Below are 22326 nucleotides of genomic sequence, written 5' to 3'. Positions count from 1 at the left end.
TGTTTCTCATGGGCTCTACGAATTTTTCAGTGAGTTCCATGCATTCGCTCACAATCCATTCGTCAGTCTTTGAATCCCGGCAGGCCCTGAGCAGCACGCCATTCCTTCACCACCCGCGTGACGTCTTGCGCCGATCCGCTTGATCCATTTTCTGGGTAGTAAATGAGGTCGGTACCATCTGGATGACCGGTAATTTCACAAAATTGGTCCAGCAGAACATCTAACACGTCATCAGTTGCTGATTTGTTTTCAGCCAGCAGCTTGTGCATGAAGCTGATGAATTCGTCTTCGGTGCAGTCGCTGATATCTTTTTTCATTATCAGTGTTAACCGTTTCTATAAATATCGATGTGGTGTTTGGGGGTTACGACGTTCGTGTTGTTTGATTACACCTCCAGCCGTGCGCACGACGCACCGTTGCGCTTGCTGGAACGCTATCGCGGGTATGTCAGGACCGACGATTACACAGGCATAATGTGTTGGCGTTGCCCCGCGTCCCGCGACTCGCCCATCAGCAATGGCGTGTTGCGCTCCGTCACCCCGCGGATGTAATCCCGCAACAGGGTAATCCGCTTCCAAGTCCTATCACTACAGACGCAATGGCAGAGTGTGTTTCTCATAGGCTCTACCAATTTTCAGTGAGTTCCATGCGCTCGCTCGCAATCCATTCGTCAGTCTTTGAATCCCGGCAGGCCCTGAGCAGCACGCCATTCCTCCACAATCTGTGCCACGCCTTTAGGGGAGTTGTCTGCACCGCTACCTGATTTATTGAAGAGCTATCAGTCGGCGAAGCCCATCGTGCGCGACTCGCCCATCAACAGTGGCGCGTTGCGCTCGGTCACCCCACGGATGTAATCCCACAACAGGGTAATCCGCTTCAACTTGCGCAAGTCCTCGCGACAGTACATCCAGAACGACAAAGAGGGAAGGGTTAATCCAATAGATTCAAGGGGTTAGCCACCATGAGCGTCGTCCTACAAAGCCACCCTGTTACAAGCAATGTCACAACCCGCACGTTGCCGTTGAGGCCACATTGCCGACTTGCCAGTCCCTACCACTACCGGCGACACGGTATCTACTACCTGCGCCTTCGCATGACAGGTAGCGTGAGCAGGATGGTATCTGTGTCTCTGAAGACCACTGATCGAAGGCGGGCAATGGACACCTCCAGTCATCTCTTAGCATCGCTCCAACACTTCCACATCGAGCGGCCTGAAGCCTCGTGGAACGATCTACGGGAGTATCTGGTGACATTGGTGAGTCGCACCGTGGTGTCTGCTGATGACAGTCATCCCTTCCATCATTGGGGGGATTTGTACCGGAACGTCAACGTTCCCCCAAGCCCAGTGGAAACACGGTACAGAGAGGTGATGAGCACAGCGCCAGCAGAGTCACCGATGACCTTTGATGCACTCGCGCAGTTGTACATGGCAGATCGTGCTGGAGAGCAGAAACCTTCAACCCTGAAGGAAACGACGTTGTGTCACAAGGTCATCGGTGAGCATCTGGAGGGATTGGACTTCAGGAACCACTCAAGAGAAGACCTTGTAGCGTTCAGGGGGCGACTAGCCCAAGGACGGATGCCCTCAACGGTAAACAAGTTGATTGTGAAGTTGTCAGCTGTGCTCGCATGGGCTGTCGAGAATGGGCACCTGAGCAAGACATACGACAAGAAGCTGAAGCTTACAAAGGGGATTGAATCGACCCGGAAGGCTTTCTCACAGCATCAGGTGAGCAAGCTGATGGAATATGCGAACGACCTTCCAGAGGCATCATGGAAGCGATGGCTGCTCAGCCTAGGGATCATCACTGGTGGGAGACTGAAGGAGATATGTCAATTAACAACGAGTGACGTTGTAGTATCTGACTCAGGAGTCGTAGCCATTCACATAAATGAAAATGGTGAAGGGAAGTCGATCAAGAACAAACAGAGTAAGCGATTGGTGCCACTCATTGACGGTGCTTACGGATTCGATCTTGCTGCATTCTTGCGGTACGTCGATACATGCCGGGCGGAGGACGCAACGGAGCTTGCTCAGCTTGGATACAGACCATCAGGTGAGTGGGTGAATCAACAAGGTATCCCCGCTGCACTTGCAGACACTTATGAGCGCGGCCTAGTATTCCATTCTTTACGTCATTCACTGGCATCATTGATGCAGACAAAAGGAGTGTCCGTACTCCATGCTCAAGCTGTAATGGGGCACGCCTCCCGCACTATTACATTTGATACATACGGTAATGGCGTACCTGTTGAAGTTGTTGCTGATATGTTGAGTAAAGTGTTCTGCGAGAATGAATAAAATTTTTAATTGCAACTAAAATACTTGACTTAAAGTGTAAAAACATATGTAACGGTATTGACTTTTTTGGTTTATTTTATTAAAATATTCGTATTGATTGAGAAAAGTAGTTTCAGCATTTTGTTGGTGTTTGCTGTTCAGGTCGGAGGTCCGCTGGCTTTTCTAAATCAACTCTAATTTCAGTGGGCATCCTCGCCCAAGACAGCTTGCATCAGGTTTTCTCCTTCCCTCGTTATAAGTTGTCACCTGCCACTGACTACCCTCGATTGTCGGTGGCACTTATTCCGAATGTTCCTCAAAGCATGAGACATTCAAGCGTTACAATTTAATTCCCTCTATCTCCCTCGGTGCCTTTCAGGTGTTGAGGGGTTCTTTTTTTGTCCGCAGTATTTAATCAAACAATTCATCATTTATTCTATGGAGGTTCTATGGAAGGTATTAGGCTTTGTCTCATTTGTAATTCAGATATTACGCACTTGCGTAAACATGCAACCAGTTGCAGCAACAGTTGTAGAGCTAAGAAGTTTCGATCCAATCGGAAGAACTTTGTTCTCGTACAGTTAAAAGTTCCAATTTTCTGCTACACCAATCTTGCAATCGAAGCATTCAAGTCAAAGAAAGGAATCGATAGTTACTTGACCGATATGCTGGTGCAGAACCATGGATAATAAATTCATTACCGGCCAGATCAGACACTTCAAGTCTTTGAGGTCGGCGGCGAAAATGACACGCAATCAATCTGAATTCCAACGTTGTAGCGATATCATTGAATTGCTAGAGGATCAACGTTCAATTAGTGGAGCTTCACTATATGGTGGCAGACATGTCTGATTCTTTCATTAAAGGTTTACAACGCGCTGTAGCAAGAAGGCAGAGCTATAGCATTAAGGTAGTGAGCGTTAAGCCAAACACTGTTAAGACATTGGCAAAGCCTAAATGTCAATTTGATGAACTGGTGTATCAAGCCACCATTATCAGCAAGATGATTCAGTTAATTCATAAACAGAAAGGAGCAAATAAATGACAGCAGCAAACAAAGACAAAATTAAGATTTCTGGCACTCCGCCGAAGTTTGATCAAGCTGAGTATCAACGCCGTATTGATATTGACTTGCATCGCTATCACAATACAACTGATAGTTTGGAACATGTAACGGCATCACTTTCCCATGATTTTCTAGAGGCTGTAGTAGAAAAGGTGAAAGCTGGCTATACAATCTCACGGGGTTATCGGGTTGTGATGGAACCATTGAACTATTCATGTTACGTCAAAAAACCTGATGATATTCAAGCACTCGATATTGAAGCTATTCATGCTAAGGTGAAGGGAGAGTATGTCGCATGGCTACACTCTGAACATGCAAGGTATCAAGATTTGTTGCGTCAGCAACTGATTCAAACTCAGCAAGAGAAAGAACTGAAAGCAGCAGCGGAGAAAGAAGCCAAACAAATGGCTTTGATTGAGAAGCAAGTGCTTGAATGTTTCACACCACTTCACATTCCTGAATGATGTTCGACTAATCACTGAGTGATAAACAATGAAGTATCAGGTAAAGGTTCACTGGTTTTGTACGAGTGAGCCTTTTTTATTGCCTGCAGAAAAGTAGCGATATTGGTTTCACCCCGATTTCTGTTGGTCAACGTGGTAGACGCGTTAAGCACATTCCTCGTTCACACAGAAAAGTATTCATTTCCTAACAGATTCAACGAATTAAACCAGACTCACCAAGGATCAGAGCAGGAATGGCTCTGGAAGGCTCTGTAAACGTGATTCTGGACGCTTTCTTGGACTCGACATGCAAAGTTGCGGGTAACGATGATCATCGCTGTAATCGCTTAGTCTGACGCCATGAGCGGCTGGTGATTTCTTGCTGACAAATGTGGCTTGGCGACTTCTCTAAATTTGATTTGAGTTCTCTAAAGGGTTTTCTGCTGATTTCATCTAGACAATCTGTCAAGACGTTTTCATGTTTTTGGAGTTGCTGTATAATTCGCACCCTCATCTAGCGCGCCACCTTCCATACGACCGCTTTCGTAAAACGAAATGCGTATTGTAGGAATTTTTGTGTTTGCGATGTAAGTAATCACACCCGGCACGCCCCGATAGGCATGCCGATGAATTGAATCCAATAAGGAGGAATCACAATGAAAATTCAAAACGCCGCAGCTTCCAAGTCTTTTGATACCGGTCAGGCTGCAAATGATGATGCACGTATTCAAGAAATCATGGCATTACACCTGACAGGTATGTCACGACGAAATATTGTTACTACCACAGGTGAAACTGAACACTTTGTCCGCAAGGTTGTTACTGGAGTACCTGTAACTAATAGAAAGCCTACAACATCGTTCGACAAGTCAGTACACCAAGTCTACGAACTCGCATGCAGGGAGCAAGGTGTGAAGGACTATGAACTCCGTAGCATTCTGCACTCTGAATATGGTTGTGTATGGAACCATTCTGTGGGATGTTACGAAAGCTTGTATGACAAAGACACCATCAAGCGGGTCAAAGCGAAGGTTCGGGAACAGGCTGCAACCAGTGGCCAAGATGCCAACTTCATTCCCGACTGGATTGACAACTCAACTCCAACTGAAAGTCGCATCACTCTTGAGCAGGCCGCTAGCGTGCTTTCTTCTCGCCTTGATGAACTGATGGATGAATTCATGTTTGAATTCAGTAGTAATGACAGTACCGAAGCTGTTAGCAAGCAGCGATTCGCGGCTCGTCGCCATGTACTCAAGCTCCTGAGTGGATTGGGTCAAGAACCTGTATCCACTTTGCTCGAAAGAACAAAAAAAATTACTGACGGGCTTGATGGCTATGCTGATATCCCTACACCGAAGCGAGCAAGTGGGCGGCTGGCGGTCGACAGGTTCATTCCAGAACCTAATACACATGACTACTTCCTCGATTTCGTCGAGGAGCAAGGGTGGCTTAAATCGGCGGCATGACCGCCCATTCACCCAGTCGCGCCCACCATACCTTAGAGTGGGCGAGAAGGTGTGAGCGAAGCGAGGTAGGTAAAGATCAAAGGCTTTATATTATTCTTTGTGTAACAAATAGTATTTATATAGAAAGATAGATAAAGAGAAGGAGTGTAAACACTCCATAACAAAAAGAATATTAACTACTTAGCGTAGTTAAGAATAATATTACTGTATGAAATACAGAATATTACTATCCTGTGCTTAACACAGATTAAGATCAAAAGCGGGTAGGACTGTCTGTCCTGTACCCCAAAGGCATTCACTCACTCCGTTCGCTCACCTGCGATCACTGATGTATATGAGAGTGATGATGTTCTGATTGTCAATCAGTGATTGCCAAGGAAACCGGTAGGTTGACGTTCTTGAGGATTCATCCTCGATAATCATTCTTCAGCATCAACGCTGAATAGGGTAATCATAGATCATCCGAAAGTGAGTAAGAGGAACGCCCCCCCCAAACACCGTGTCATCATCCTCACCGTCGAACGGTGATAACTACAACTTCCCTTACGCGTCCAAAAAATTCGTCAGTAAGACGATGGGCGAATGTCCAACATTGGTTGGAATGAAATGCGGAATGTTTGACTTTCACCAACTTCAATCCATGTCGCCACTTCTCTCTTGTAGCGACTGTTACCGGAGCAATTTCCTGCTCCTTGCGGATCAGAGCCCACACCTACAAGCCTTCTGCCGGGCTTCACATGGAAGGTGGCTTTCTCATTGTTATCCAGTCGGGCTACAAGCTTTCCGTCCAAGTAGATACCAAAGAAGCAGTGACCAGCTTGTATTGCACTTTCCCGCACGACGGTCACGGTAGCATCTTTGCCATGTTCCTCGGCTTGGAGTGCCAGCAATCGGTTGCCTGGAGCAGGTACAGCCTCGCCAACAGTTGGTGGTGCAGCGCAGCCGGCCAGCATCGCAATTGCTGCAACGGCAAACAGTGGTCGCATCAGTTTCGTCCTTGGTGTCATGAAAGCATAAAGCTATCATCGCACTTTTCACACGCCAAGCGCAGACCTGACTATCAAATGACTCTACTCAAACGGGAGTGGCAGTCCTATTTGATAGTCACTATCAAAATACCTATTGAAGATAGCTATATGATTGATTATCATAGGTCCATCGATTTGCTAGGTAAAGGATAGTGAGTATGAAAGCCCATCTGTATCTCCGTGCTTCCACCAAGGATCAGGACGCCAACCGAGCACGCCAGATGCTTGAGGCTTTCGCCAGTGATCATAGCCTGACCATTGCAGACGTATACGCTGAGAACATCTCAGGAACCAAGCTGGAGCGTCCTGAGCTTTCCCGTTTGCTTGATGCTGCTCAAGCGGGTGACGTGCTGGTAGTGGAATCGGTAGACCGCCTCTCACGCTTGACCAGTTCTGAGTGGGACTCGCTGAAGAGTACTATCGAGGGCAAAGGACTTCGTTTGGTCGTGATCGATCTACCCACCTCTCACCAGTTGGTTGACGGTAACGGCATCACAGGTGCGATCATGAAAGTGATTAACAACATGCTCCTAGACCTCATGGCAACCATGGCACGGCTCGATCAAGAGAAACGTGTGGAGCGTATCAAGCAGGGTATCGAGAATAAGAAGGCCGCTAACCCTGAATGGAAACCAGCGGGCAAAGGTAAGAATGCTGCGATGTGGGAGAAGGTGACTAACATCATGGCCAAACACCCAACCATGACCGCCGACGATGTAGCCAAGCTGGCAGAGTGCGGAGTTGCCACGGTCTACAGAATCAAGAAGGAACTGAAAGCAGGTGGTTAAAACTAGTCCCATACAGCCGTTTACAGCCTTGCCCGTGGGGTAGGGTGGACATGCACTCAAAAGCCTTGCTGTGAGCCCAATCTGAGCTTGTGGCAAGGCTTTTTGTTTGTATCTGCACGGATTTTGAAATCATAAAGTTTTTCCACCCGTTCTGTGGTCTGGCCCTACTGAACATGGGTGCCCTACCTCAGGGGATTTTCACTTACAACTTGGTCGGATTCCATCACCAATTGGGATTTTGATTTGGGGGATGGTAAATTGAACTGAGGTAGTAGCAGCTCGATGTAGCAACTCCTTACCAAGTAGCGTCACTTTTGATAATGTCGGCAAGAACATCATCCATTCCGAATACCTTTTCTTTAACGACTGTATAGAGCTCTCTAAGAGAGTCTTTAGCTTCCTTGGTTCCTAAATCTTTTGAGTTGTAGGAAACCGTTCCCCTAAATTCATGCCAAGCCTCTTCGGGCCACGAGGCTAAATCCTCAACTTTATACTTCGCTGGATAATAGTGGAGATAAAAATCGCCAGCATCATTTCTCAGAATTGACCAATTATGTTTCTTGTCGTATCTAAAGAAAACCTCGGGTTCATAAATGCCTTGGTATGTCGAATCTATCTTGTCTTGATTCGAAATCATCACATTCACAGCTTCAACGATTTTGCTCATGCCCTTTCGTCTCCAATCAAACTATCGATATTTGCGACATTTAAATTTCTGAGCCTTTCACGTAGTTCGCTTACTACTGCTCGCTTCTTCGGCTCAGTGAGCTTCTTCCTATTAGAGGCAAGCTCTTCCATTCTATCTGTCAGCTCAGAGAAATGGCCGCGAAGCTTATCATTTCCGCGAATTTGCCCAATTATTTCATGAAAGATGTTTTCTATTATTTCGCAGCTTTCCTGATCCTTTGCATTGTAGTCGTTTAAACGCTCAAGCTTTTCTTTAATTTCAGAAAGAGACATTTGAAAGGTGTAGTTTACCAAAAGCGAAAATACTGAGGATATTTCTTTGCGCTTGGCAAAAAACAAGTAAATCGCAATAGATGATGCTGCGATGGTTAGCAAATTAGAGCCAAATGATGCAGCATCTATAATGAATTTCACACAACATTCTCCGACACCGGTTGCCTCCGAACTCTTTAATTCTATTCGAGTTCTATTGGGGCGTTATGATTATATGGCAATCAAATAGGCGCTGACGCCGTACTATCGCCACCCGAACCAAAAGCTATTCCCGCTGCAAAAGCTTGTTGCGAGCGTCATTATACTCTTGCTCGCTAATATGGCCATCCTCTTTCAGTTTTGCCCATTTAATCAATTCATCAGCTACAGAAAATGATTTCATTCTCTCGCCCTTGATGATATCTATATCAGATGAGTGCGTATTTGTCTTAGGCTTGTTGCTGAATATGCCATTATCAGCAACCCATGTTTTATGCTGGAGAAGAGGTTTGTAGAAAAGCGCGTTCAAGATAAACAAGTAGAAGAGTACTATGCCAACTGCAAAGCATGAGACTATAAACTCTTCTCCCTGTCGATCCCAGCGATTATAAGCACCCAGCGTAGTAGCGAACCACGCAGTACAGACTCCAGCGATGGCTAATGCGATATACAGGTAGATTTTGGCATTCCTGACAGCTGTGGAAATATGAGAGAAGTCATTGTTCTTCTTCATCATAAATACACCAAACAGCAGGAATACAGCTGGTGCAACACCAACAAAGAAACCAATGATTGGCAGCATGAGTAAGGCAAAGACAAGAATCTTACTATGGTCAGAACTGGTTAAGGGTGTATTTTCCATGTGGCAAGCACCTTACAAGGATTTAATGACAATCAATTGAAGAGTAATCACAACCACAGACCATACAATGAATATGCGGCGGCGCGAAGTAGAGTTCCGCTTTGATTTGAATAAGGAAGCAACCAATACATGAATAGCAGGAAGCCCGATGCTACCGCCCAATGCTTGAAATATGTAGCTTTGGAATACTACAGGCTCACCTATTACCGATGAGATGCCCGACATTCCATAATCTTTACCAATAGTGGCAATAAAAACAAGAACAGTAGATGCAATTGTTAAAGCAGAAGCCCACAAAAGCAATGATGTTTTCGCTTGATGAATTTTTGGTCTTTGGCTTGCAGCAACTTCCATATCCAATCCTTATGGTGTTCAACAGACCGTAGGTGACGGACAACCCCAATATCGGTTGCCTACTCGCGGTGGCTGTAGATTCTACACTCAGATAGGTGGCTTATGGCCAGTGATCAGTAGGTTGGTCACACATGCCGACGGCTGATGCTCATTGAAGTGATACTGCTCAGCCGGTCACCGAGCAGCAGGGCGATAAACTGTCACAAGCGGTGTTACAAATCCTGTCACAACCCTTGTCACAAGTGGTGTTACAAGGCGTTGCTTTCAGCCCCTTGCGGTAGGTAGGATGAGCAACCCTTACTCCTTGTCGATCTACCCCTCGTTGAACCGCATCGTGCGCGACTCGCCCATCAACAGTGGCGCGTTGCGCTCGGTCACCCCACGGATGTAATCCCACAACAGGGTAATCCGCTTCAACTTGCGCAAGTCCTCGCGACAGTACATCCAGAATTGCCGGGTAATCTCCACCTCATCGGGCAGTATCGCTACCAGGCGTGGGTCTTGTGCGGCCAGAAAGCAGGGCAGGATCGCCAGCCCACGGCCCTGTTGAGCCGCCACGTACTGGGCGATCACGCTGGTGCTGCGCAGATTGGCGCTGGCGGAGGGAATCAGGTTGGCCAGGTACAGCAACTCCGAGCTGAAGGCCAGGTCGTCGACGTAGCTGATGAATTGATGACGCGCCAGGTCGCTGCTGCGGGTGATCGGTTCGTGGCTGTCCAGATATTCCTGGGTGGCGTATAGGCGCAAGCGGTAGTCGCACAATTTGCAGCACACGTAGGGGCCGTGCTCTGGTCGTTCCAGGGCGATGACGATGTCTGCTTCGCGCTTGGACAGGCTGATGAAATGCGGCAGCGGCAGGATGTCCACCGAGATAGCCGGATAGGCATCGACGAAGTGGCTCAACTGCGGTGTAACAAAAAAACTGCCAAAGCCTTCGGTGCAGCCCATGCGCACATGCCCGGATAGCGCCACGCCGGAGCCCGATACCTGTTCGCAGGCCATGTGCAGGGTGCTTTCGATCGACTCGGCGTAGCTGAGCAGGCGCTGGCCTTCAGCGGTCAGGACAAAGCCGTTGGTCCGCGATTTCTCGAAGAGCAAGGTGCCCAGTGCGCTTTCCAGCGAACTGATGCGTCGGGACACCGTGGTGTAGTCCACCCCGAGGCGCTTGGCCGCGCTGCTGGCCTTGCGGGTACGGGCTACTTCCAGAAAAAACTTCAGGTCGTCCCAGTTCAAAGCGCCTAGCGAAGTGATGTTTTTTTGCATGTTGGTCCGGCTTTTATGTGCGTTTTTATTGGATCTTTGCACATCTATACTCCAAAACAAGCCCTAGACCCAAGCGCCCGTCGTGGATGTCCCGCCGGCGTCGATCTCTCCCTAACAACAATTTCAGGAGAACGCACATGAACGCATCCCTTACTCCCGGCCAAACCAAGGTCGAGCAGGTCAAGCTGCTGATCGACGGCCAATGGGTCGAGTCGAAGACCAGCGAATGGCGCGACGTGGTCAATCCGGCCACGCAACAAGTGCTCGCCCGGGTGCCGTTTGCCACTGCCGAAGAAGTTGATGCAGCCATCGCTGCCGGCCAGCGTGCTTTCAAGACCTGGCGCGACACACCGATCGGCGCACGCATGCGCATCATGCTCAAGCTCCAGGCGCTTATCCGCGAGCATTCCAAGCGCATCGCAGTGGTACTGAGCGCCGAGCAAGGCAAGACCATTGCCGACGCCGAAGGCGATATTTTCCGCGGCCTGGAAGTGGTCGAGCATGCGTGCAGCATCGGCAGCCTGCAAATGGGCGAGTTCGCTGAGAACGTCGCCGGTGGTGTCGATACCTATACCCTGCGCCAACCTATTGGTGTGTGCGCGGGCATTACGCCGTTCAACTTCCCGGCGATGATTCCGCTGTGGATGTTCCCGATGGCCATCGTCTGCGGTAATACCTTTGTCCTGAAACCGTCCGAGCAGGATCCGCTGTCGACCATGATGCTGGTGGAGCTGGCCCTGGAAGCCGGTGTTCCGGCCGGTGTGCTGAACGTGGTACATGGCGGCAAGCAAGTGGTCGACGCCCTGTGCACTCATACTGACATCAAGGCCATTTCCTTTGTCGGTTCCACCGAGGTGGGCACCCACGTCTACAACCTCGCAGGCCAGCACGGCAAACGCGTGCAGTCGATGATGGGCGCGAAGAACCACGCCGTGGTGCTGCCGGACGCCAACCGTACGCAAACCCTGAACGCCCTGGTCGGTGCCGGTTTCGGCGCGGCTGGCCAGCGCTGCATGGCGACTTCGGTGGCGGTCTTGGTCGGTAAGGCGCGTGAGTGGCTGCCTGATCTCAAGGCGCTGGCTGCCAACCTTAAGGTCAACGCCGGTAGCGAACCTGGCACCGACGTCGGCCCGCTGATTTCCAAGCGTGCCAAGGAGCGTGTGCTGGGCCTGATCGAAAGCGGCATCAAGGAAGGCGCCAAGCTCGAACTCGATGGCCGTGATGTGAGTGTGCCAGGCTTTGAGCAGGGCAACTTTGTCGGTCCAACCCTGTTCTCCGGGGTGACCACCGACATGCAGATCTACACCCAGGAAATTTTCGGCCCCGTATTGGTAGTGCTGGAAGTCGACACCCTCGACGAAGCCATTGCCCTGGTCAACCGCAACCCGTTTGGTAACGGTACTGGCCTGTTCACCCAAAGTGGTGCTGCGGCGCGCAAGTTCCAGAACGAAATCGACGTCGGCCAGGTCGGAATCAATATCCCGATTCCAGTGCCGGTCCCGTATTTCAGCTTCACCGGTTCGCGTGGTTCAAAACTTGGCGACCTGGGCCCGTACGGCAAGCAAGTGGTGCAGTTCTACACTCAGACCAAGACCGTCACCAGCCGCTGGTTCGATGACGACAGTGTCAACGACGGTGTGAACACCACTATCAGCCTGCGCTAAGGAGTTCATCATGCGTATTGCATTCATCGGCCTTGGCAACATGGGCGCGCCAATGGCCCGCAACCTGATCAAGGCCGGACACCAGCTGCAGCTGTTTGACCTGAACAAAACCGTGCTGGCCGAGCTTGCCGAACTCGGCGCCCAGATTAGCAGCTCGCCCCGTGATGCAGCGCAGCAGAGCGAACTGGTCATCACCATGTTGCCTGCCGCCGCCCATGTGCGCGGTGTGTATCTGAACGAAGACGGTGTGTTGGCAGGCGTGCGTGCCGGCACCCCGGTGGTTGACTGCAGCACCATCGACCCGCAGACCGCCCGAGATGTCGCCGCTGCGGCGGCCAAGCAGGGTGTGGATCTGGCCGACGCACCGGTTTCAGGCGGTACCGGCGGTGCGGCCGCGGGCACCCTGACGTTCATGGTCGGTGCCAGCGAGGCGCTGTTTGCCACGCTGCAGCCGGTGCTGGCACAGATGGGACGCAACATTGTTCATTGCGGTAAGGTAGGGACTGGCCAAATCGCTAAGATCTGCAACAACCTGCTGCTGGGCATTTCGATGGTCGGTGTTTCCGAAGCCATGGCCCTGGGCAATGCCTTGGGAATCGACACGAAAGTGCTGGCGGGCATTATCAACAGCTCCACGGGGCGCTGCTGGAGCTCCGATACCTACAACCCCTGGCCGGGCATTGTCGAGACCGCGCCAGCGTCACGGGGTTATACCGGTGGCTTTGGTGCCGAGTTGATGCTCAAGGACCTGGGCCTGGCTACCGAAGCTGCGCGCCAGGCGCATCAACCGGTAATCATGGGCGCCGTGGCCCAACAGCTTTACCAAGCCATGAGCCTGCGCGGTGATGGCGGCAAGGACTTCTCGGCGATTGTCGAAGGCTATCGCAAACCCGAGTAACCAGGCATCGCCAGCAAGGCGGGCTTCCACAGGTACTGCGCACACCTGATTCTGTGGGAGCTCGCCTTGCCAGCGACGAGTTGTTTGGCCGCCCGGATGTCATCAGGCAAAAACGAAATATTTGCGCACCGTCTCCACCACCTCCCAGGTGCCTTTCATTCCCGGCTCGATCACGAATACATCACCTGCCTTCAGGTGAATCGGTTGTTCGCCTTCTGGCGTGATCACGCAGTAGCCGTCGAGGAAATGACAGTATTCCCACTTCTCGTAATCCACTTCGAACGTGCCCGGGGTGCAGATCCATGTGCCCATGATCTTGCTGCCATCTGTGGAGAGGTAGGCGTTGAGGTTCACGGTGTGCGGGTCGCCGGCAATGCGTTTCCACTTGGTTGCATCCAGTACCGGGGTCGGGCAGGTGTTGCGTAGAACGGTGATGAAGTCGGACATGTCAGCTCCAAACGGTCTGATGAGAGGTCCGCTACCATAGGTCCGATCTAATTGCTGGAGTTGTCTGGGCTCGACCTCGAGCGCTCGATCTGCGCCTCTTGGTGTTGGGCTTGCAGGTGCCGCACCAACGCTTGGCCATGCCCAGGCAGGCTAGCGAAATCACGCGCACACAACAGCAATTGACGCTGGGCCCAGGGTTCTTCGAGGCTCATGCTGCGCAAGGCCAGTACGCCCTGCCAGCGCCGTACGGCTGCCAGCGGCACCACCCCCAATCCTGCGCCATGGGCCACCATGCGGATCATGCCATCGAAGCCTTCGGCCCGAACTCTCACCTGGAGTCGCTGGCCAAGGTGCAGGGCTTGCTCTTCAAGATGCAGGCTCAAGGCACTGTCCGTCGACAGGCCCACGTAGCCATGGGCGAGGGTGTCGGCAAAACGCAGGTGGGTGTGGACGGCCAAGGGGTGTTCTGGCGCCATGATCAGCACGAGCGGATCGTCACGAAAAGCCAGCGTTTGCAGGTGCTCGCTGGTAACGGCGGTAGAAATGATGCCGATATCCGCCGCGCCCTGGGTAATGGCCTGGACGATACGCAAACTCGGCAGTTCCTGGACGTCAAGGGTGATGGCCGGATGGCCGGCCAGAAAGCCTGCGAGCAGTTCAGGCAGGTATTCGCTCAATGCTGCGGTGTTGCATAGCAAGCGTACCTGGCCTTGCAGGCCCAGGGCATATTGGGCCAGATCGAACTGCAAGCGCTCCACCTGCTGGCCGATCAGCCGCGCATGCTGGAGCAGGGCCTGACCCGCCGGGGTCGCTTGTACGCCACGGCGGTTTCGTTCGAGCAGTGCTGTACCAAGGGATGCCTCCATGGCACGAATACGCGCACTGGCTGCCGGCAGGGAAAGATGGCTGCGCTGCGCACCGGCAGTGATGTTGCCGCATTCCAGCGTGTGCTGGAAAAGTCGCAGGTCAATCAGATCGAAATGCATGAGCCTCTGCCTGGGCAATAGTCTGGCTCAGTATATGGCAGATATTCAGCGGTCGGCGCGGCAGGCACCATGACCCCATGACGAACTTCATTGGCTTTTATCAGGAAATTGGCCCGGCTCTGTCGCTGCTGGTACTACTCACTTTTGTTCTGGCGGGCGCGGTGAAGGGCGTGATCGGCCTGGGTTTGCCGACCGTTGCCATGGGCGTGCTCGGGGTGGCTATGTCCCCGGCACAGGCTGCGGCGCTGCTCATCGTGCCCTCAACCTTGACCAATCTCTGGCAACTGACTGCGGGCGGGCATTTGGCGGCGTTGTTGCGGCGCTTGTGGCCGCTGATGCTGATGACCTTTGTTGGCACCCTGGTGGGCAGTGCCTGGCTGGGAATCAACAGTGGTGCCTGGGCGGCCCACGCTTTGGGTGGGGCGCTGCTGGTGTATGCAGTGTATGGATTGGTCGCTCGTGGCTTCGCGACGCCGCCCTCATGGGAACGCTGGTGCGCCCCCGTGTGCGGTTTGCTCACCGGAATAGTTACCGCGGCCACGGGTGTCTTCGTCATTCCTGCGGTGCCTTACTTACAGAGTCTGGGCCTGAGCCGCGATGAGATGGTTCAGGCTTTGGGCCTGTCTTTCACGGTGTCGACGCTGGCGTTGGCGCTGGGCCTGGCTGGTCAGGATGCACTCGGTGCGCAGACGTTGGCAGCCTCCTTGCTGATGCTGGCGCCGGCGCTGCTGGGCATGCTGGCGGGCCAATGGTTGCGCCAACGCATCAGCGCCGCGCTGTTCAAGCGCTGTTTCTTTGTCGGCCTGGCGCTGCTTGGCGCGCACCTGTTGCTTAACGGCTAGCGGAGGACGGGCTGAGCATATCGATCAATTGAATGTCGAAGTCGCGCTCCAGATAGTCCATGCGTTTGTCGAAGAATGCCTGCATGTGCGGCAGGGCCGAGTGCACATCCAGCGCGGCTTTGCTGGCCCAGATCTCGTAGAACACGAACAGGCTCGGATCCTCCTTGTCGCGCAGCATGTGGTATTCGATGCAGCCGGGTTCGCCACGGCTGGGTTGCACGTAGGCGCGGAACAGCGCTTCGAAGGCCTCGGCTTTTTCCGGACGGGTCTTGGCTTTGAGAATAAAGCCGTAGGGTTCGCTCATGAGGTGCTCCTCTTGATTAGGGTGAGCTGATTTTATGTCAATAATGCATGCTTTATTCGTGCTGTTTAGTCAAAAGTATTTTGCCTGGGCGATGGTTTTTCTGTCGTGTTTCTACCTCTAATCTGCCGCCATCCAAATTGATCCGATCAGACGGCCAAGACGCCGTAGTTGATCGCACGACAGATGAGGCAAGTGATGAAAAAGGTCCTGTTGCTCAACGGCGGTAAAAAGTTTGCTCACTCCGATGGCCGTCTGAATGAAACCTTGCACGAGGCCGCCCTGGCGTTCCTCGACCGTGCCGGTTTCGACGTCAAGACCACTTACATCGATGGCGGTTATGACAACGACGAAGAAGTGCAGAAGTTCCTTTGGGCTGATGTGATCATCTATCAAATGCCAGGTTGGTGGATGGGTGCTCCGTGGACGGTCAAGCAGTACCTGGATGAGGTGTTTACCGCAGGTCACAGCAGCCTCTATGCCAACGATGGGCGCACGCGTTCCGATGCATCGCAGAAGTACGGGAGCGGCGGCCTGATTCAGGGCAAGCAATACATGCTCTCTCTGACCTGGAACGCACCGCAGCAAGCGTTTGATGACCCGGATGATTTCTTCGAAGGCAAGGGTGTGGACGCCGTCTACTTCCCATTCCACAAGGCCAATCAGTTTCTCGGTATGAGCGCGTTGCCGACTTACCTGGCGGTGGATGTGATGAAGCGTCCAAACGTCGAGGCTGCAGTCGCTGCCTATGAGCAGCACCTTGCCCAGGTTTTCCAGAACCAGGCCTGATGAAACCTTGCGTTGCCAGCTGCAAGCGGCTATCTATCACGGCTGTCGCTCACTCCGAGGTACAGCCGTGAAAGCCAGGTCCGATGAATTGCAGGTGTTCGTCTCGGTCATCGAGTGCGGCTCTATTTCCGCTGCAGCCGAACAGGGCGGGCAGACGCCTTCGGCGATCAGTCGCACCTTGTCGCGCCTGGAAGCCAAGCTTGGCACCACGCTGATCAACCGCACCACCCGGCGCATGGACCTCACTGAAGAGGGGCGGTTTTTCTTCGAACGGGCCAAGTCGATCCTGCAGCAGATGGACGATCTTGAAGAGCACCTGTCGGTCCATCACCAAACGCCTTCCGGGCGTCTGCGCATCAATGCTGCCTTGCCCTTCATGCTGCACGCAATCGTGCCCTGGGTGAGTGAGTTCCGCACGCTGTACCCGCAGATTCAGTTGGAGCTCAATACCAGCGACTTGATCATCGACTTGATCGAACAGAGTACGGATGTGGCCATTCGTATTGGCGAGTTGGCCGACTCCAGCCTGCATGCGCGCTCGTTGGGGTGCAGTCCACTGAACGTGTTGGCCAGCCCGGACTATTTGGCGCGCCATGGCCAGCCCAAACGAGTCGAAGACTTGTTGGAGCATTCGCTGCTGGGCTTCACCCAAACCGAAACGCTCAACCATTGGCCGTTACGTCATGCCGAAGGGGATCGTCTGCTGATCCGTCCAAGCCTGTCTGCTTCCAGCGGTGAAACCTTGCGTTCACTGGCCCTGGCCGGAGAAGGCATTGCTTGCCTGTCGCACTTCATGACGCATGAAGACATTCGTTCGGGACGTTTGCAGGTGGTGCTGCCCGAATTCAACAGCGGCTATCGTCAGCCAATCAACGCTGTGTACTACCGCAACTCGCAGTTGGCCCTGCGCATTCAGTGTTTTCTCGATTTCATTCAGCACAAGCTGGCGATCTACGCCTGCTGATTGCTTCAAGCGCGACAAAACCTTCCTGCAAACGGCGATTTCTCCGGCGCTGTTTGATTAGTTTTCGGACATCAGCCTTAATGGCTGTTCAACGAAAACAACACCAAGGAAGCTCTCATGCGCGTTGTGATGTTCCGAACCCTGGGCCTGAGTGCCGCGATAATCGCCAGCTCATCGGCCTACGCTGTGACGTTGGAGGGTGGCGCGGTAGCCGCCCCTGATCAATATGGTGCACAGGTAGCCGCTGAAGTGCTCAAGAAAGGCGGTAACGCGGTGGACGCCGCCGTCGCCACTGCTTTTACCCTGGCTGTGACCTACCCTGAAGCCGGAAACATCGGTGGGGGTGGTTTCATGACCCTGTACATGGATGGCAAACCCTACTTTCTCGACTACCGCGAAGTGGCCCCCAAAGCGGCCAGTCGCAACATGTACCTGGACGAAAAGGGCGAGATCATCGAAAACCTGAGCCTGGTCGGTTCCCGCGCAGCTGGCGTACCAGGCACGGTGATGGGCTTGTGGGAGGCGCATCAGAAGTTCGGCAAGTTGCCTTGGGCCGAGTTGATCACCCCGGCAGTGGGCTACGCGAAAAACGGTTTCAAAATTGCTGCCAAGCAATACCAGTATCGCGAAGATGCCTTGGGATTGTTCAAGGACAGTACTAACTTCAATGACTACTTCGGCACCATGAAAGTTGGCGAAACCTTCAAGCAGCCTGAGTTGGCGCAAACGCTGGAGCGCATTGCCGACAAGGGCGTCAGCGAGTTCTATCAGGGCAAGACTGCCGATCTGCTGGTCGCGCAGATGCAGGCCGACAACGGCTTGATCAGCAAAGATGACCTCAAGGATTACAAAGCTGTATGGCGTGATCCGATGGGGATCGAGTGGCGCGGCAACATGGTCTATACCGCTCCGCTGCCAAGCTCGGGCGGCGTAGCCCTGGCACAGCTGCTGGGCATCAAGGAAAACCGTGCAGCGGACTTCAAGGGCGTCGAACTCAACTCTGCCCGCTACATCCATCTGTTGGCAGAAATCGAGAAACGCGTGTTTGCCGACCGTGCCGATTACCTGGGAGACCCGGCGTTCTCCAAGGTGCCTGTGGATAAGTTGATTGCCAAGGATTACCTGGTTAAACGCGCCCAAGAGATCAACCCGACGGCAATTTCCGAAACCGAAAAGGTCCGTCCGGGCCTGGAACCGCATCAGACCACTCATTTCTCCATCGTCGACAAGGAGGGTAACGCGGTCAGCAACACCTACACCCTGAACTGGGACTATGGCAGTGGCGTGGTGGTCAAGGGGGCGGGCTTCCTGCTCAACGATGAGATGGACGACTTCAGTTCCAAGCCAGGCGTGGCCAATGCGTTCGGCGTGGTGGGCGGCGATGCCAATGCCATCGAGCCGGGCAAGCGCATGCTCTCGTCCATGGCGCCGACGCTGGTCACGCGCGATGGCAAGGTCACGTTGGTACTGGGCACGCCGGGCGGCTCGCGGATTTTCACTTCGATCTTCCAGGTGTTGAACAACCTGTATGACTACAACCTGCCACTGGAAAAAGCCGTAGCCGCACAACGTGTCCATCACCAACTGCTGCCTAAGGACACTATCTATTTCGATGCCTACGCGCCGCTGACCGGCAAGGTTGCCGAAGAGCTGAAGAAGATGGGTTACATCCTTGAGGATCAAGGTTGGGAAATGGGTGATATCCAGGCGATCCGCGTCAATGGCACGACGTTGGAAACCGCTTCCGACCCACGTGGTCGTGGGGTTGGACACGTTATCAAGTAAGCACCACCGCTCCTGCAGATCATGATCTGTAGGAGCGGCTCGGTTTTTATGCTCAGACGCGGAAGTGGCTGACCAAGGTTTGTAGCTGGTTGCCAAGTCGAGCCAGTTCAACGCTGGAGGCCGCAGTTTCATCGCTGGCCGCCGCGGTCTGCTCCGAGACGTCACGCACATTGAGGATGCTGCGGCTGATCTGCTCGGCCACTGCGCTCTGCTGTTCGGCTGCAGCTGCAATCTGCTGGTTCATCGACTGAATGCTCGACACGGTGCGCGTGATGCTTTCCAGCGAAGCCCCGGCCTTGCGCGTCAGCTCAACACTGCTTTCGGTCAAGTTGCGGCTGCCGAGCATTACGTTGGCCACCTGTTGAGTGCCGCTCTGCAGGCCGGCCACCAGTTCTTCAATCTCTTCGGTGGACTTCTGCGTGCGTTGAGCCAGGCCGCGAACTTCATCGGCAACAACCGCGAAGCCACGTCCGGCTTCACCGGCGCGAGCTGCTTCGATCGCTGCGTTCAGCGCCAGCAGGTTGGTCTGTTCGGCAACCGACTTGATGACATCCATGACGCTGCCGATCTTCTGGCTTTCCTGCTGCAACTGCCCCATGGCTTCGGTGGAGCGACGCACTTCTTCAGCCAGGCGTTCGATCTGGCCGATCGCCTCGGCAACCACCTGGTCTCCGGCGCGTGCCTGAGCGTCGGCATCGGTAGCGGCAGAGGAGGCGTGTTCAGCGTTGCGTGCGACTTCTTGCACGGTGGCAGCCATTTCGTGCATGGCGGTAGCGACCTGGTCGGTCTCGACTTTCTGGCTGTTGACCCCGGCGCTGGTTTCTTCGGTCACCGCCGACAGCTCTTCGGCAGCGCTGGCGATCTGAGTTACGCCATCGCGGATACCGCTGATGAGGTCACGCAAGGTCGCGCCCATGCGCTGGATGCCTTGTTGCAGTACGCCCAATTCGTCGCGACGGGTAATGTGCATGTTGTGGGTGAGGTCACCGGAGGCGATCTTTTCCACCACGGCCAGGGTCTCGCGCAGCGGGCGGGTGATCTGGCGGGTGATGATCACTGCAGCCAGTATGCCGACCAGCAATGCCAGCAGCGTCGCGGTGATCTGCAAAGTGCGGGCCTGGGCACTTTCGCTGTCTCGACGATCGAGCTGGATTTTGTACAGGGCATCACTGGTCTTGACGATCGTCGCGCCTTGTACGGTCATTTCCTGGCGAGCGACAGCAACATCGGCAGTGGCATCGCGGAACTGGCGCACGGCATCGCGGTAAGCCAGCACGGCACTTTCGAACTGCTGGATACGCGCTGCCTCATTCGGCATCTGACGGTTCAGACCGGCAATTTCAGCGAGCGCGCCATCCAGCTGACGCAGGGCCAGTTGTTCGGTTTCGCTGCTGATGTCGGCGATGTAGCTGCGCACTGCCAGGCGTACTTGAAACAGTTGCTCTTTGGCCTGGGTGATAGTGCGGAACTGATCCAGACGGCTGGCGTCGCTTTCGGGCAGGGCGAGAATATCGCGATTGATCGCCTCCACCAGTTCGATGGCGCGTGAGGCTGCCAGGTTCATCGCGTCTCGCGCGGCAAGGCTGGTTTTGTAGCCCGCGCGCATTTTATTGATCGAAACCTGGTACTCGCTAATGGTCTGGCCCAGGTCCTGGAGCAGCTTGACGTTTTCCGGGCTCTTGAAGCTTTTAAGCAGCTTCTGTTGTTGTTCACTGAAGGCATTCAACTTGACCTGCACGTTGCCGGCGGCGGCATCGTCGCCATTGGTCAGCATGTACTGCAGGCGGGTGATGCGCAGGTTGGTCAAGTCGCTGTTGAGCTGGGTGATGTCGCTCATCCAGTTGCTGCGATTGATCAATCCACCCATGCTGTTCCAGCCGGTCAAGGCCAGCAGACTGGTGAGCAGCAGCACCAGGCCGAAGCCCAGGCCAAGTTTCAGGTTGACGCTGATGTTGGCAAACCAGCTATTCATACAGTCCCTCCAGGAACGTTGTGCTTCTTGATCCATATCGCTGGAAGGTTGTTCTTTTTGAAGGCCAGTCGATGCTTTGAGCAGGGTTTATCGGCGGCTTGCGCCGGAGCTGAAACGCTTTTTCAGCAAATATGCTCAATGGTCGTTTCGAGGTGTTGCCGCGGCAGACCAAAGACTGCCGCGGCAACAGAAGCGAGGGCTACAAGGCGCGGGCAGCGAAGGTGTCACACTGGTTGATATCACCCTTGGCGAATCCGGTTTTAAACCAGCGTACACGCTGCTGGGACGTGCCGTGAGTGAACGAGTCCGGTACTACACGACCCTGACCTTGTTGTTGCAGACGATCATCACCAATCGCGTTGGCGGCGTTCAAGGCTTCCTCGATGTCACCTGGCTCAAGCCAGTTCAGACGTTGCTGCGCCTGGTAGGCCCAGACACCTGCCAGGCAGTCGGCCTGTAACTCCTGACGAACCAGCAGGCCGTTATCGCCCTCCATACGTTCGCCCCGCTGGCGCGCGGCCTGGACTTTGGTCGAAACACCCAGCAGGGTCTGCACGTGGTGGCCGACTTCATGGGCAATAACATAAGCCTGGGCGAAATCACCCGCAGCAGAGAAGCGCTGCTCCATTTCCCGGAAGAAGCTCATGTCCAGATAGACCTTCTGGTCGGCCGGGCAATAGAACGGGCCGACAGCCGACGAAGCGAACCCGCACGCTGAATTGATCTGGCCGCTGAACAGGGTCAGGGTCGGGTCTTTGTATTGACGACCAGCCTGGGCGAAGATCGCCTGCCAGGTGTCTTCAGTGTCACCCAGAATCGAGGCGACGAATTCTGCTTGTTCGTCGTTGGCTGGGGGAGCCTTTGCAGGGCCGCTACTGACGGGGGCGCTTTGCTGATCCATCTGCCCGGCCAACTGGCCGAGTATCTGCAGAGGATCCTGCCCTGTTACCCAGCCGATGCCGACGATCAACAGGATCGCGCCTATGCTCAGGCCCTTGCCACCGCCGAAGCGCATGCCGCCGCCACCCTCACCCCGGGCATCGACCACATTGTCGCTACGCCTGCCTTTTCGCCATTGCATGAGTGCTCTCCTGCGCTTGGAAACATGAGCTCAAAGATTAGTTCACCCGCCATTGCTCTGTCAGGTTCCTGCGTTAAGCATAACCATTTGGTTATGTTAGCCCGGAC

The 22326-nt window shown here is 53.7% G+C and carries 23 protein-coding genes and 3 pseudogenes; 12 read left to right on the top strand and 14 right to left on the bottom strand.

Features of this window, described 5'->3' with window-relative positions:
- Positions 1-62 precede the first annotated feature (62 nt).
- The gene (locus H8F21_RS18745; RefSeq protein WP_203480344.1) at positions 63-317 is read right to left on the bottom strand and encodes a bacteriocin immunity protein; all 255 of its coding nucleotides are present in this window, start codon (positions 315-317) and stop codon (positions 63-65) included.
- 57 nt (positions 318-374) lie between these two features.
- Between H8F21_RS18745 and H8F21_RS18740 the strand changes: the two are divergent.
- A pseudogene (locus H8F21_RS18740) lies at positions 375-508 on the top strand (IS66 family transposase); the annotation flags it as partial.
- A 162-nt stretch (positions 509-670) separates the two neighbouring features.
- Here H8F21_RS18740 and H8F21_RS18735 read toward each other — a convergent pair.
- Positions 671-748, bottom strand: a pseudogene (locus H8F21_RS18735) (bacteriocin immunity protein); the annotation flags it as partial.
- Between the two features lie 30 nt (positions 749-778).
- A pseudogene (locus H8F21_RS18730) lies at positions 779-913 on the bottom strand (LysR family transcriptional regulator); the annotation flags it as partial.
- Positions 914-1396: 483 nt separating this feature from the next.
- On the opposite strand from H8F21_RS18730, the gene H8F21_RS18725 reads away from it, so the two are divergent.
- The 4 genes from H8F21_RS18725 to H8F21_RS18710 all read left to right on the top strand — a co-directional run bounded on the left by H8F21_RS18725 (position 1397) and on the right by H8F21_RS18710 (position 5256).
- A complete protein-coding gene (locus H8F21_RS18725; protein WP_236043106.1) occupies positions 1397-2302 on the top strand; it encodes a tyrosine-type recombinase/integrase in 906 nt (301 codons plus the stop codon).
- A gap of 823 nt (positions 2303-3125) precedes the next feature.
- Positions 3126-3326: a hypothetical protein gene (locus tag H8F21_RS18720; RefSeq protein WP_203585148.1), complete on the top strand. Its 201-nt coding sequence runs from the start codon at positions 3126-3128 to the stop codon at positions 3324-3326.
- On the top strand, positions 3323-3811 hold the full coding sequence (locus H8F21_RS18715; protein ID WP_203585147.1) for a hypothetical protein: 489 nt from the start codon (positions 3323-3325) through the stop codon (positions 3809-3811). Before H8F21_RS18720 ends, H8F21_RS18715 begins: the two co-directional genes overlap by 4 nt.
- A gap of 635 nt (positions 3812-4446) precedes the next feature.
- Positions 4447-5256 (top strand): hypothetical protein, encoded by an 810-nt coding sequence (locus H8F21_RS18710; protein WP_203585146.1) that lies wholly within the window; start codon positions 4447-4449, stop codon positions 5254-5256.
- A 563-nt stretch (positions 5257-5819) separates the two neighbouring features.
- Here the strand turns inward: H8F21_RS18710 and H8F21_RS18705 are convergent.
- Positions 5820-6242, bottom strand: a complete 423-nt coding sequence (locus tag H8F21_RS18705) for a YajG family lipoprotein (protein WP_203585145.1) — start codon at positions 6240-6242, stop codon at positions 5820-5822.
- Between the two features lie 200 nt (positions 6243-6442).
- Between H8F21_RS18705 and H8F21_RS18700 the strand changes: the two genes are divergently transcribed.
- Complete coding sequence (locus H8F21_RS18700) at positions 6443-7072, top strand: recombinase family protein (protein WP_203585144.1); 630 nt, start codon at positions 6443-6445, stop codon at positions 7070-7072.
- A 295-nt stretch (positions 7073-7367) separates the two neighbouring features.
- Here H8F21_RS18700 and H8F21_RS18695 read toward each other — a convergent pair whose 3' ends face one another.
- The 5 genes from H8F21_RS18695 to H8F21_RS18675 all read right to left on the bottom strand — a co-directional run bounded on the left by H8F21_RS18695 (position 7368) and on the right by H8F21_RS18675 (position 10490).
- Entirely contained in the window at positions 7368-7739 is a 372-nt protein-coding gene (locus tag H8F21_RS18695; protein ID WP_203585143.1) for a hypothetical protein, read from the bottom strand.
- Positions 7736-8173, bottom strand: a complete 438-nt coding sequence (locus H8F21_RS18690) for a hypothetical protein (RefSeq protein WP_203585142.1) — start codon at positions 8171-8173, stop codon at positions 7736-7738. Before H8F21_RS18690 ends, H8F21_RS18695 begins: the two co-directional genes overlap by 4 nt.
- A gap of 124 nt (positions 8174-8297) precedes the next feature.
- Positions 8298-8873: an SHOCT domain-containing protein gene (locus H8F21_RS18685; RefSeq protein ID WP_203585141.1), complete on the bottom strand. Its 576-nt coding sequence runs from the start codon at positions 8871-8873 to the stop codon at positions 8298-8300.
- Between the two features lie 12 nt (positions 8874-8885).
- A complete protein-coding gene (locus tag H8F21_RS18680; protein ID WP_203585140.1) occupies positions 8886-9227 on the bottom strand; it encodes a hypothetical protein in 342 nt (113 codons plus the stop codon).
- Positions 9228-9539: 312 nt separating this feature from the next.
- Complete coding sequence (locus H8F21_RS18675) at positions 9540-10490, bottom strand: LysR family transcriptional regulator (protein ID WP_203585139.1); 951 nt, start codon at positions 10488-10490, stop codon at positions 9540-9542.
- A 137-nt stretch (positions 10491-10627) separates the two neighbouring features.
- Between H8F21_RS18675 and H8F21_RS18670 the strand changes: the two genes are divergently transcribed.
- Both H8F21_RS18670 and mmsB read left to right on the top strand, forming a co-directional pair.
- On the top strand, positions 10628-12154 hold the full coding sequence (locus tag H8F21_RS18670) for a CoA-acylating methylmalonate-semialdehyde dehydrogenase (protein WP_203480350.1): 1527 nt from the start codon (positions 10628-10630) through the stop codon (positions 12152-12154).
- Positions 12155-12164: 10 nt separating this feature from the next.
- Positions 12165-13052: a 3-hydroxyisobutyrate dehydrogenase gene (gene mmsB, locus H8F21_RS18665; RefSeq protein WP_203480353.1), complete on the top strand. Its 888-nt coding sequence runs from the start codon at positions 12165-12167 to the stop codon at positions 13050-13052.
- Between the two features lie 102 nt (positions 13053-13154).
- Here the strand turns inward: mmsB and H8F21_RS18660 are convergent, their stop codons facing one another.
- Positions 13155-13499 (bottom strand): cupin domain-containing protein, encoded by a 345-nt coding sequence (locus H8F21_RS18660; protein ID WP_203480356.1) that lies wholly within the window; start codon positions 13497-13499, stop codon positions 13155-13157.
- A gap of 47 nt (positions 13500-13546) precedes the next feature.
- Positions 13547-14485, bottom strand: a complete 939-nt coding sequence (locus tag H8F21_RS18655) for a LysR family transcriptional regulator (RefSeq protein WP_203480360.1) — start codon at positions 14483-14485, stop codon at positions 13547-13549.
- A 77-nt stretch (positions 14486-14562) separates the two neighbouring features.
- Between H8F21_RS18655 and H8F21_RS18650 the strand changes: the two genes are divergently transcribed.
- On the top strand, positions 14563-15327 hold the full coding sequence (locus H8F21_RS18650; RefSeq protein WP_203480365.1) for a sulfite exporter TauE/SafE family protein: 765 nt from the start codon (positions 14563-14565) through the stop codon (positions 15325-15327).
- On the opposite strand, the gene H8F21_RS18645 is transcribed toward H8F21_RS18650, so the two are convergent.
- Positions 15317-15631, bottom strand: coding sequence for a putative quinol monooxygenase (locus tag H8F21_RS18645; RefSeq protein WP_203480368.1), 315 nt, complete (start codon positions 15629-15631; stop codon positions 15317-15319). The genes H8F21_RS18650 and H8F21_RS18645 overlap by 11 nt on opposite strands.
- Before the next feature lie 195 nt (positions 15632-15826).
- On the opposite strand from H8F21_RS18645, the gene H8F21_RS18640 reads away from it, so the two are divergent.
- From H8F21_RS18640 to ggt, 3 genes are all read left to right on the top strand, one after another.
- A complete protein-coding gene (locus H8F21_RS18640; RefSeq protein ID WP_203480371.1) occupies positions 15827-16417 on the top strand; it encodes an NADPH:quinone oxidoreductase MdaB in 591 nt (196 codons plus the stop codon).
- Positions 16418-16484: 67 nt separating this feature from the next.
- Positions 16485-17381, top strand: a complete 897-nt coding sequence (locus tag H8F21_RS18635) for a LysR substrate-binding domain-containing protein (RefSeq protein WP_203480375.1) — start codon at positions 16485-16487, stop codon at positions 17379-17381.
- 117 nt (positions 17382-17498) lie between these two features.
- Positions 17499-19166, top strand: a complete 1668-nt coding sequence (gene ggt / locus H8F21_RS18630; RefSeq protein ID WP_203480380.1) for a gamma-glutamyltransferase — start codon at positions 17499-17501, stop codon at positions 19164-19166.
- A gap of 52 nt (positions 19167-19218) precedes the next feature.
- Here ggt and H8F21_RS18625 read toward each other — a convergent pair whose 3' ends face one another.
- Both H8F21_RS18625 and ypfJ read right to left on the bottom strand, forming a co-directional pair.
- A complete protein-coding gene (locus tag H8F21_RS18625) occupies positions 19219-21138 on the bottom strand; it encodes a methyl-accepting chemotaxis protein (RefSeq protein WP_203480383.1) in 1920 nt (639 codons plus the stop codon).
- Positions 21139-21337: 199 nt separating this feature from the next.
- Entirely contained in the window at positions 21338-22219 is an 882-nt protein-coding gene (gene ypfJ / locus H8F21_RS18620; protein WP_203480385.1) for a KPN_02809 family neutral zinc metallopeptidase, read from the bottom strand.
- Between the last annotated feature and the right edge of the window lie 107 nt (positions 22220-22326).

Source organism: Pseudomonas arcuscaelestis (assembly GCF_016881005.1).
Taxonomy (GTDB): Bacteria; Pseudomonadota; Gammaproteobacteria; order Pseudomonadales; family Pseudomonadaceae; genus Aquipseudomonas; species Aquipseudomonas arcuscaelestis.
The sequence above is the reverse complement of the archived record's forward strand: the minus strand, read 5'-3'. Positions and strand labels throughout refer to the sequence as shown.

Excerpts from the sequence above, each read along its gene's own strand:
- H8F21_RS18655 (WP_203480360.1), bottom strand. The coding sequence starts at position 14,485 with ATGCATTTCGATCTGATTGACCTGCGACTTTTCCAGCACACGCTGGAA.
- H8F21_RS18705 (WP_203585145.1), bottom strand. The coding sequence starts at position 6,242 with ATGCGACCACTGTTTGCCGTTGCAGCAATTGCGATGCTGGCCGGCTGC.
- H8F21_RS18700 (WP_203585144.1), top strand. The coding sequence starts at position 6,443 with ATGAAAGCCCATCTGTATCTCCGTGCTTCCACCAAGGATCAGGACGCC.
- H8F21_RS18695 (WP_203585143.1), bottom strand. The coding sequence starts at position 7,739 with ATGAGCAAAATCGTTGAAGCTGTGAATGTGATGATTTCGAATCAAGAC.
- ggt (WP_203480380.1), top strand. The coding sequence starts at position 17,499 with ATGCGCGTTGTGATGTTCCGAACCCTGGGCCTGAGTGCCGCGATAATC.
- H8F21_RS18685 (WP_203585141.1), bottom strand. The coding sequence starts at position 8,873 with ATGGAAAATACACCCTTAACCAGTTCTGACCATAGTAAGATTCTTGTC.
- H8F21_RS18745 (WP_203480344.1), bottom strand. The coding sequence starts at position 317 with ATGAAAAAAGATATCAGCGACTGCACCGAAGACGAATTCATCAGCTTC.
- mmsB (WP_203480353.1), top strand. The coding sequence starts at position 12,165 with ATGCGTATTGCATTCATCGGCCTTGGCAACATGGGCGCGCCAATGGCC.
- ypfJ (WP_203480385.1), bottom strand. The coding sequence starts at position 22,219 with ATGCAATGGCGAAAAGGCAGGCGTAGCGACAATGTGGTCGATGCCCGG.
- H8F21_RS18715 (WP_203585147.1), top strand. The coding sequence starts at position 3,323 with ATGACAGCAGCAAACAAAGACAAAATTAAGATTTCTGGCACTCCGCCG.
- H8F21_RS18720 (WP_203585148.1), top strand. The coding sequence starts at position 3,126 with ATGTCTGATTCTTTCATTAAAGGTTTACAACGCGCTGTAGCAAGAAGG.
- H8F21_RS18650 (WP_203480365.1), top strand. The coding sequence starts at position 14,563 with ATGACGAACTTCATTGGCTTTTATCAGGAAATTGGCCCGGCTCTGTCG.
- H8F21_RS18680 (WP_203585140.1), bottom strand. The coding sequence starts at position 9,227 with ATGGAAGTTGCTGCAAGCCAAAGACCAAAAATTCATCAAGCGAAAACA.
- H8F21_RS18645 (WP_203480368.1), bottom strand. The coding sequence starts at position 15,631 with ATGAGCGAACCCTACGGCTTTATTCTCAAAGCCAAGACCCGTCCGGAA.
- H8F21_RS18660 (WP_203480356.1), bottom strand. The coding sequence starts at position 13,499 with ATGTCCGACTTCATCACCGTTCTACGCAACACCTGCCCGACCCCGGTA.
- H8F21_RS18675 (WP_203585139.1), bottom strand. The coding sequence starts at position 10,490 with ATGCAAAAAAACATCACTTCGCTAGGCGCTTTGAACTGGGACGACCTG.
- H8F21_RS18670 (WP_203480350.1), top strand. The coding sequence starts at position 10,628 with ATGAACGCATCCCTTACTCCCGGCCAAACCAAGGTCGAGCAGGTCAAG.
- H8F21_RS18640 (WP_203480371.1), top strand. The coding sequence starts at position 15,827 with ATGAAAAAGGTCCTGTTGCTCAACGGCGGTAAAAAGTTTGCTCACTCC.
- H8F21_RS18710 (WP_203585146.1), top strand. The coding sequence starts at position 4,447 with ATGAAAATTCAAAACGCCGCAGCTTCCAAGTCTTTTGATACCGGTCAG.
- H8F21_RS18725 (WP_236043106.1), top strand. The coding sequence starts at position 1,397 with ATGACCTTTGATGCACTCGCGCAGTTGTACATGGCAGATCGTGCTGGA.
- H8F21_RS18625 (WP_203480383.1), bottom strand. The coding sequence starts at position 21,138 with ATGAATAGCTGGTTTGCCAACATCAGCGTCAACCTGAAACTTGGCCTG.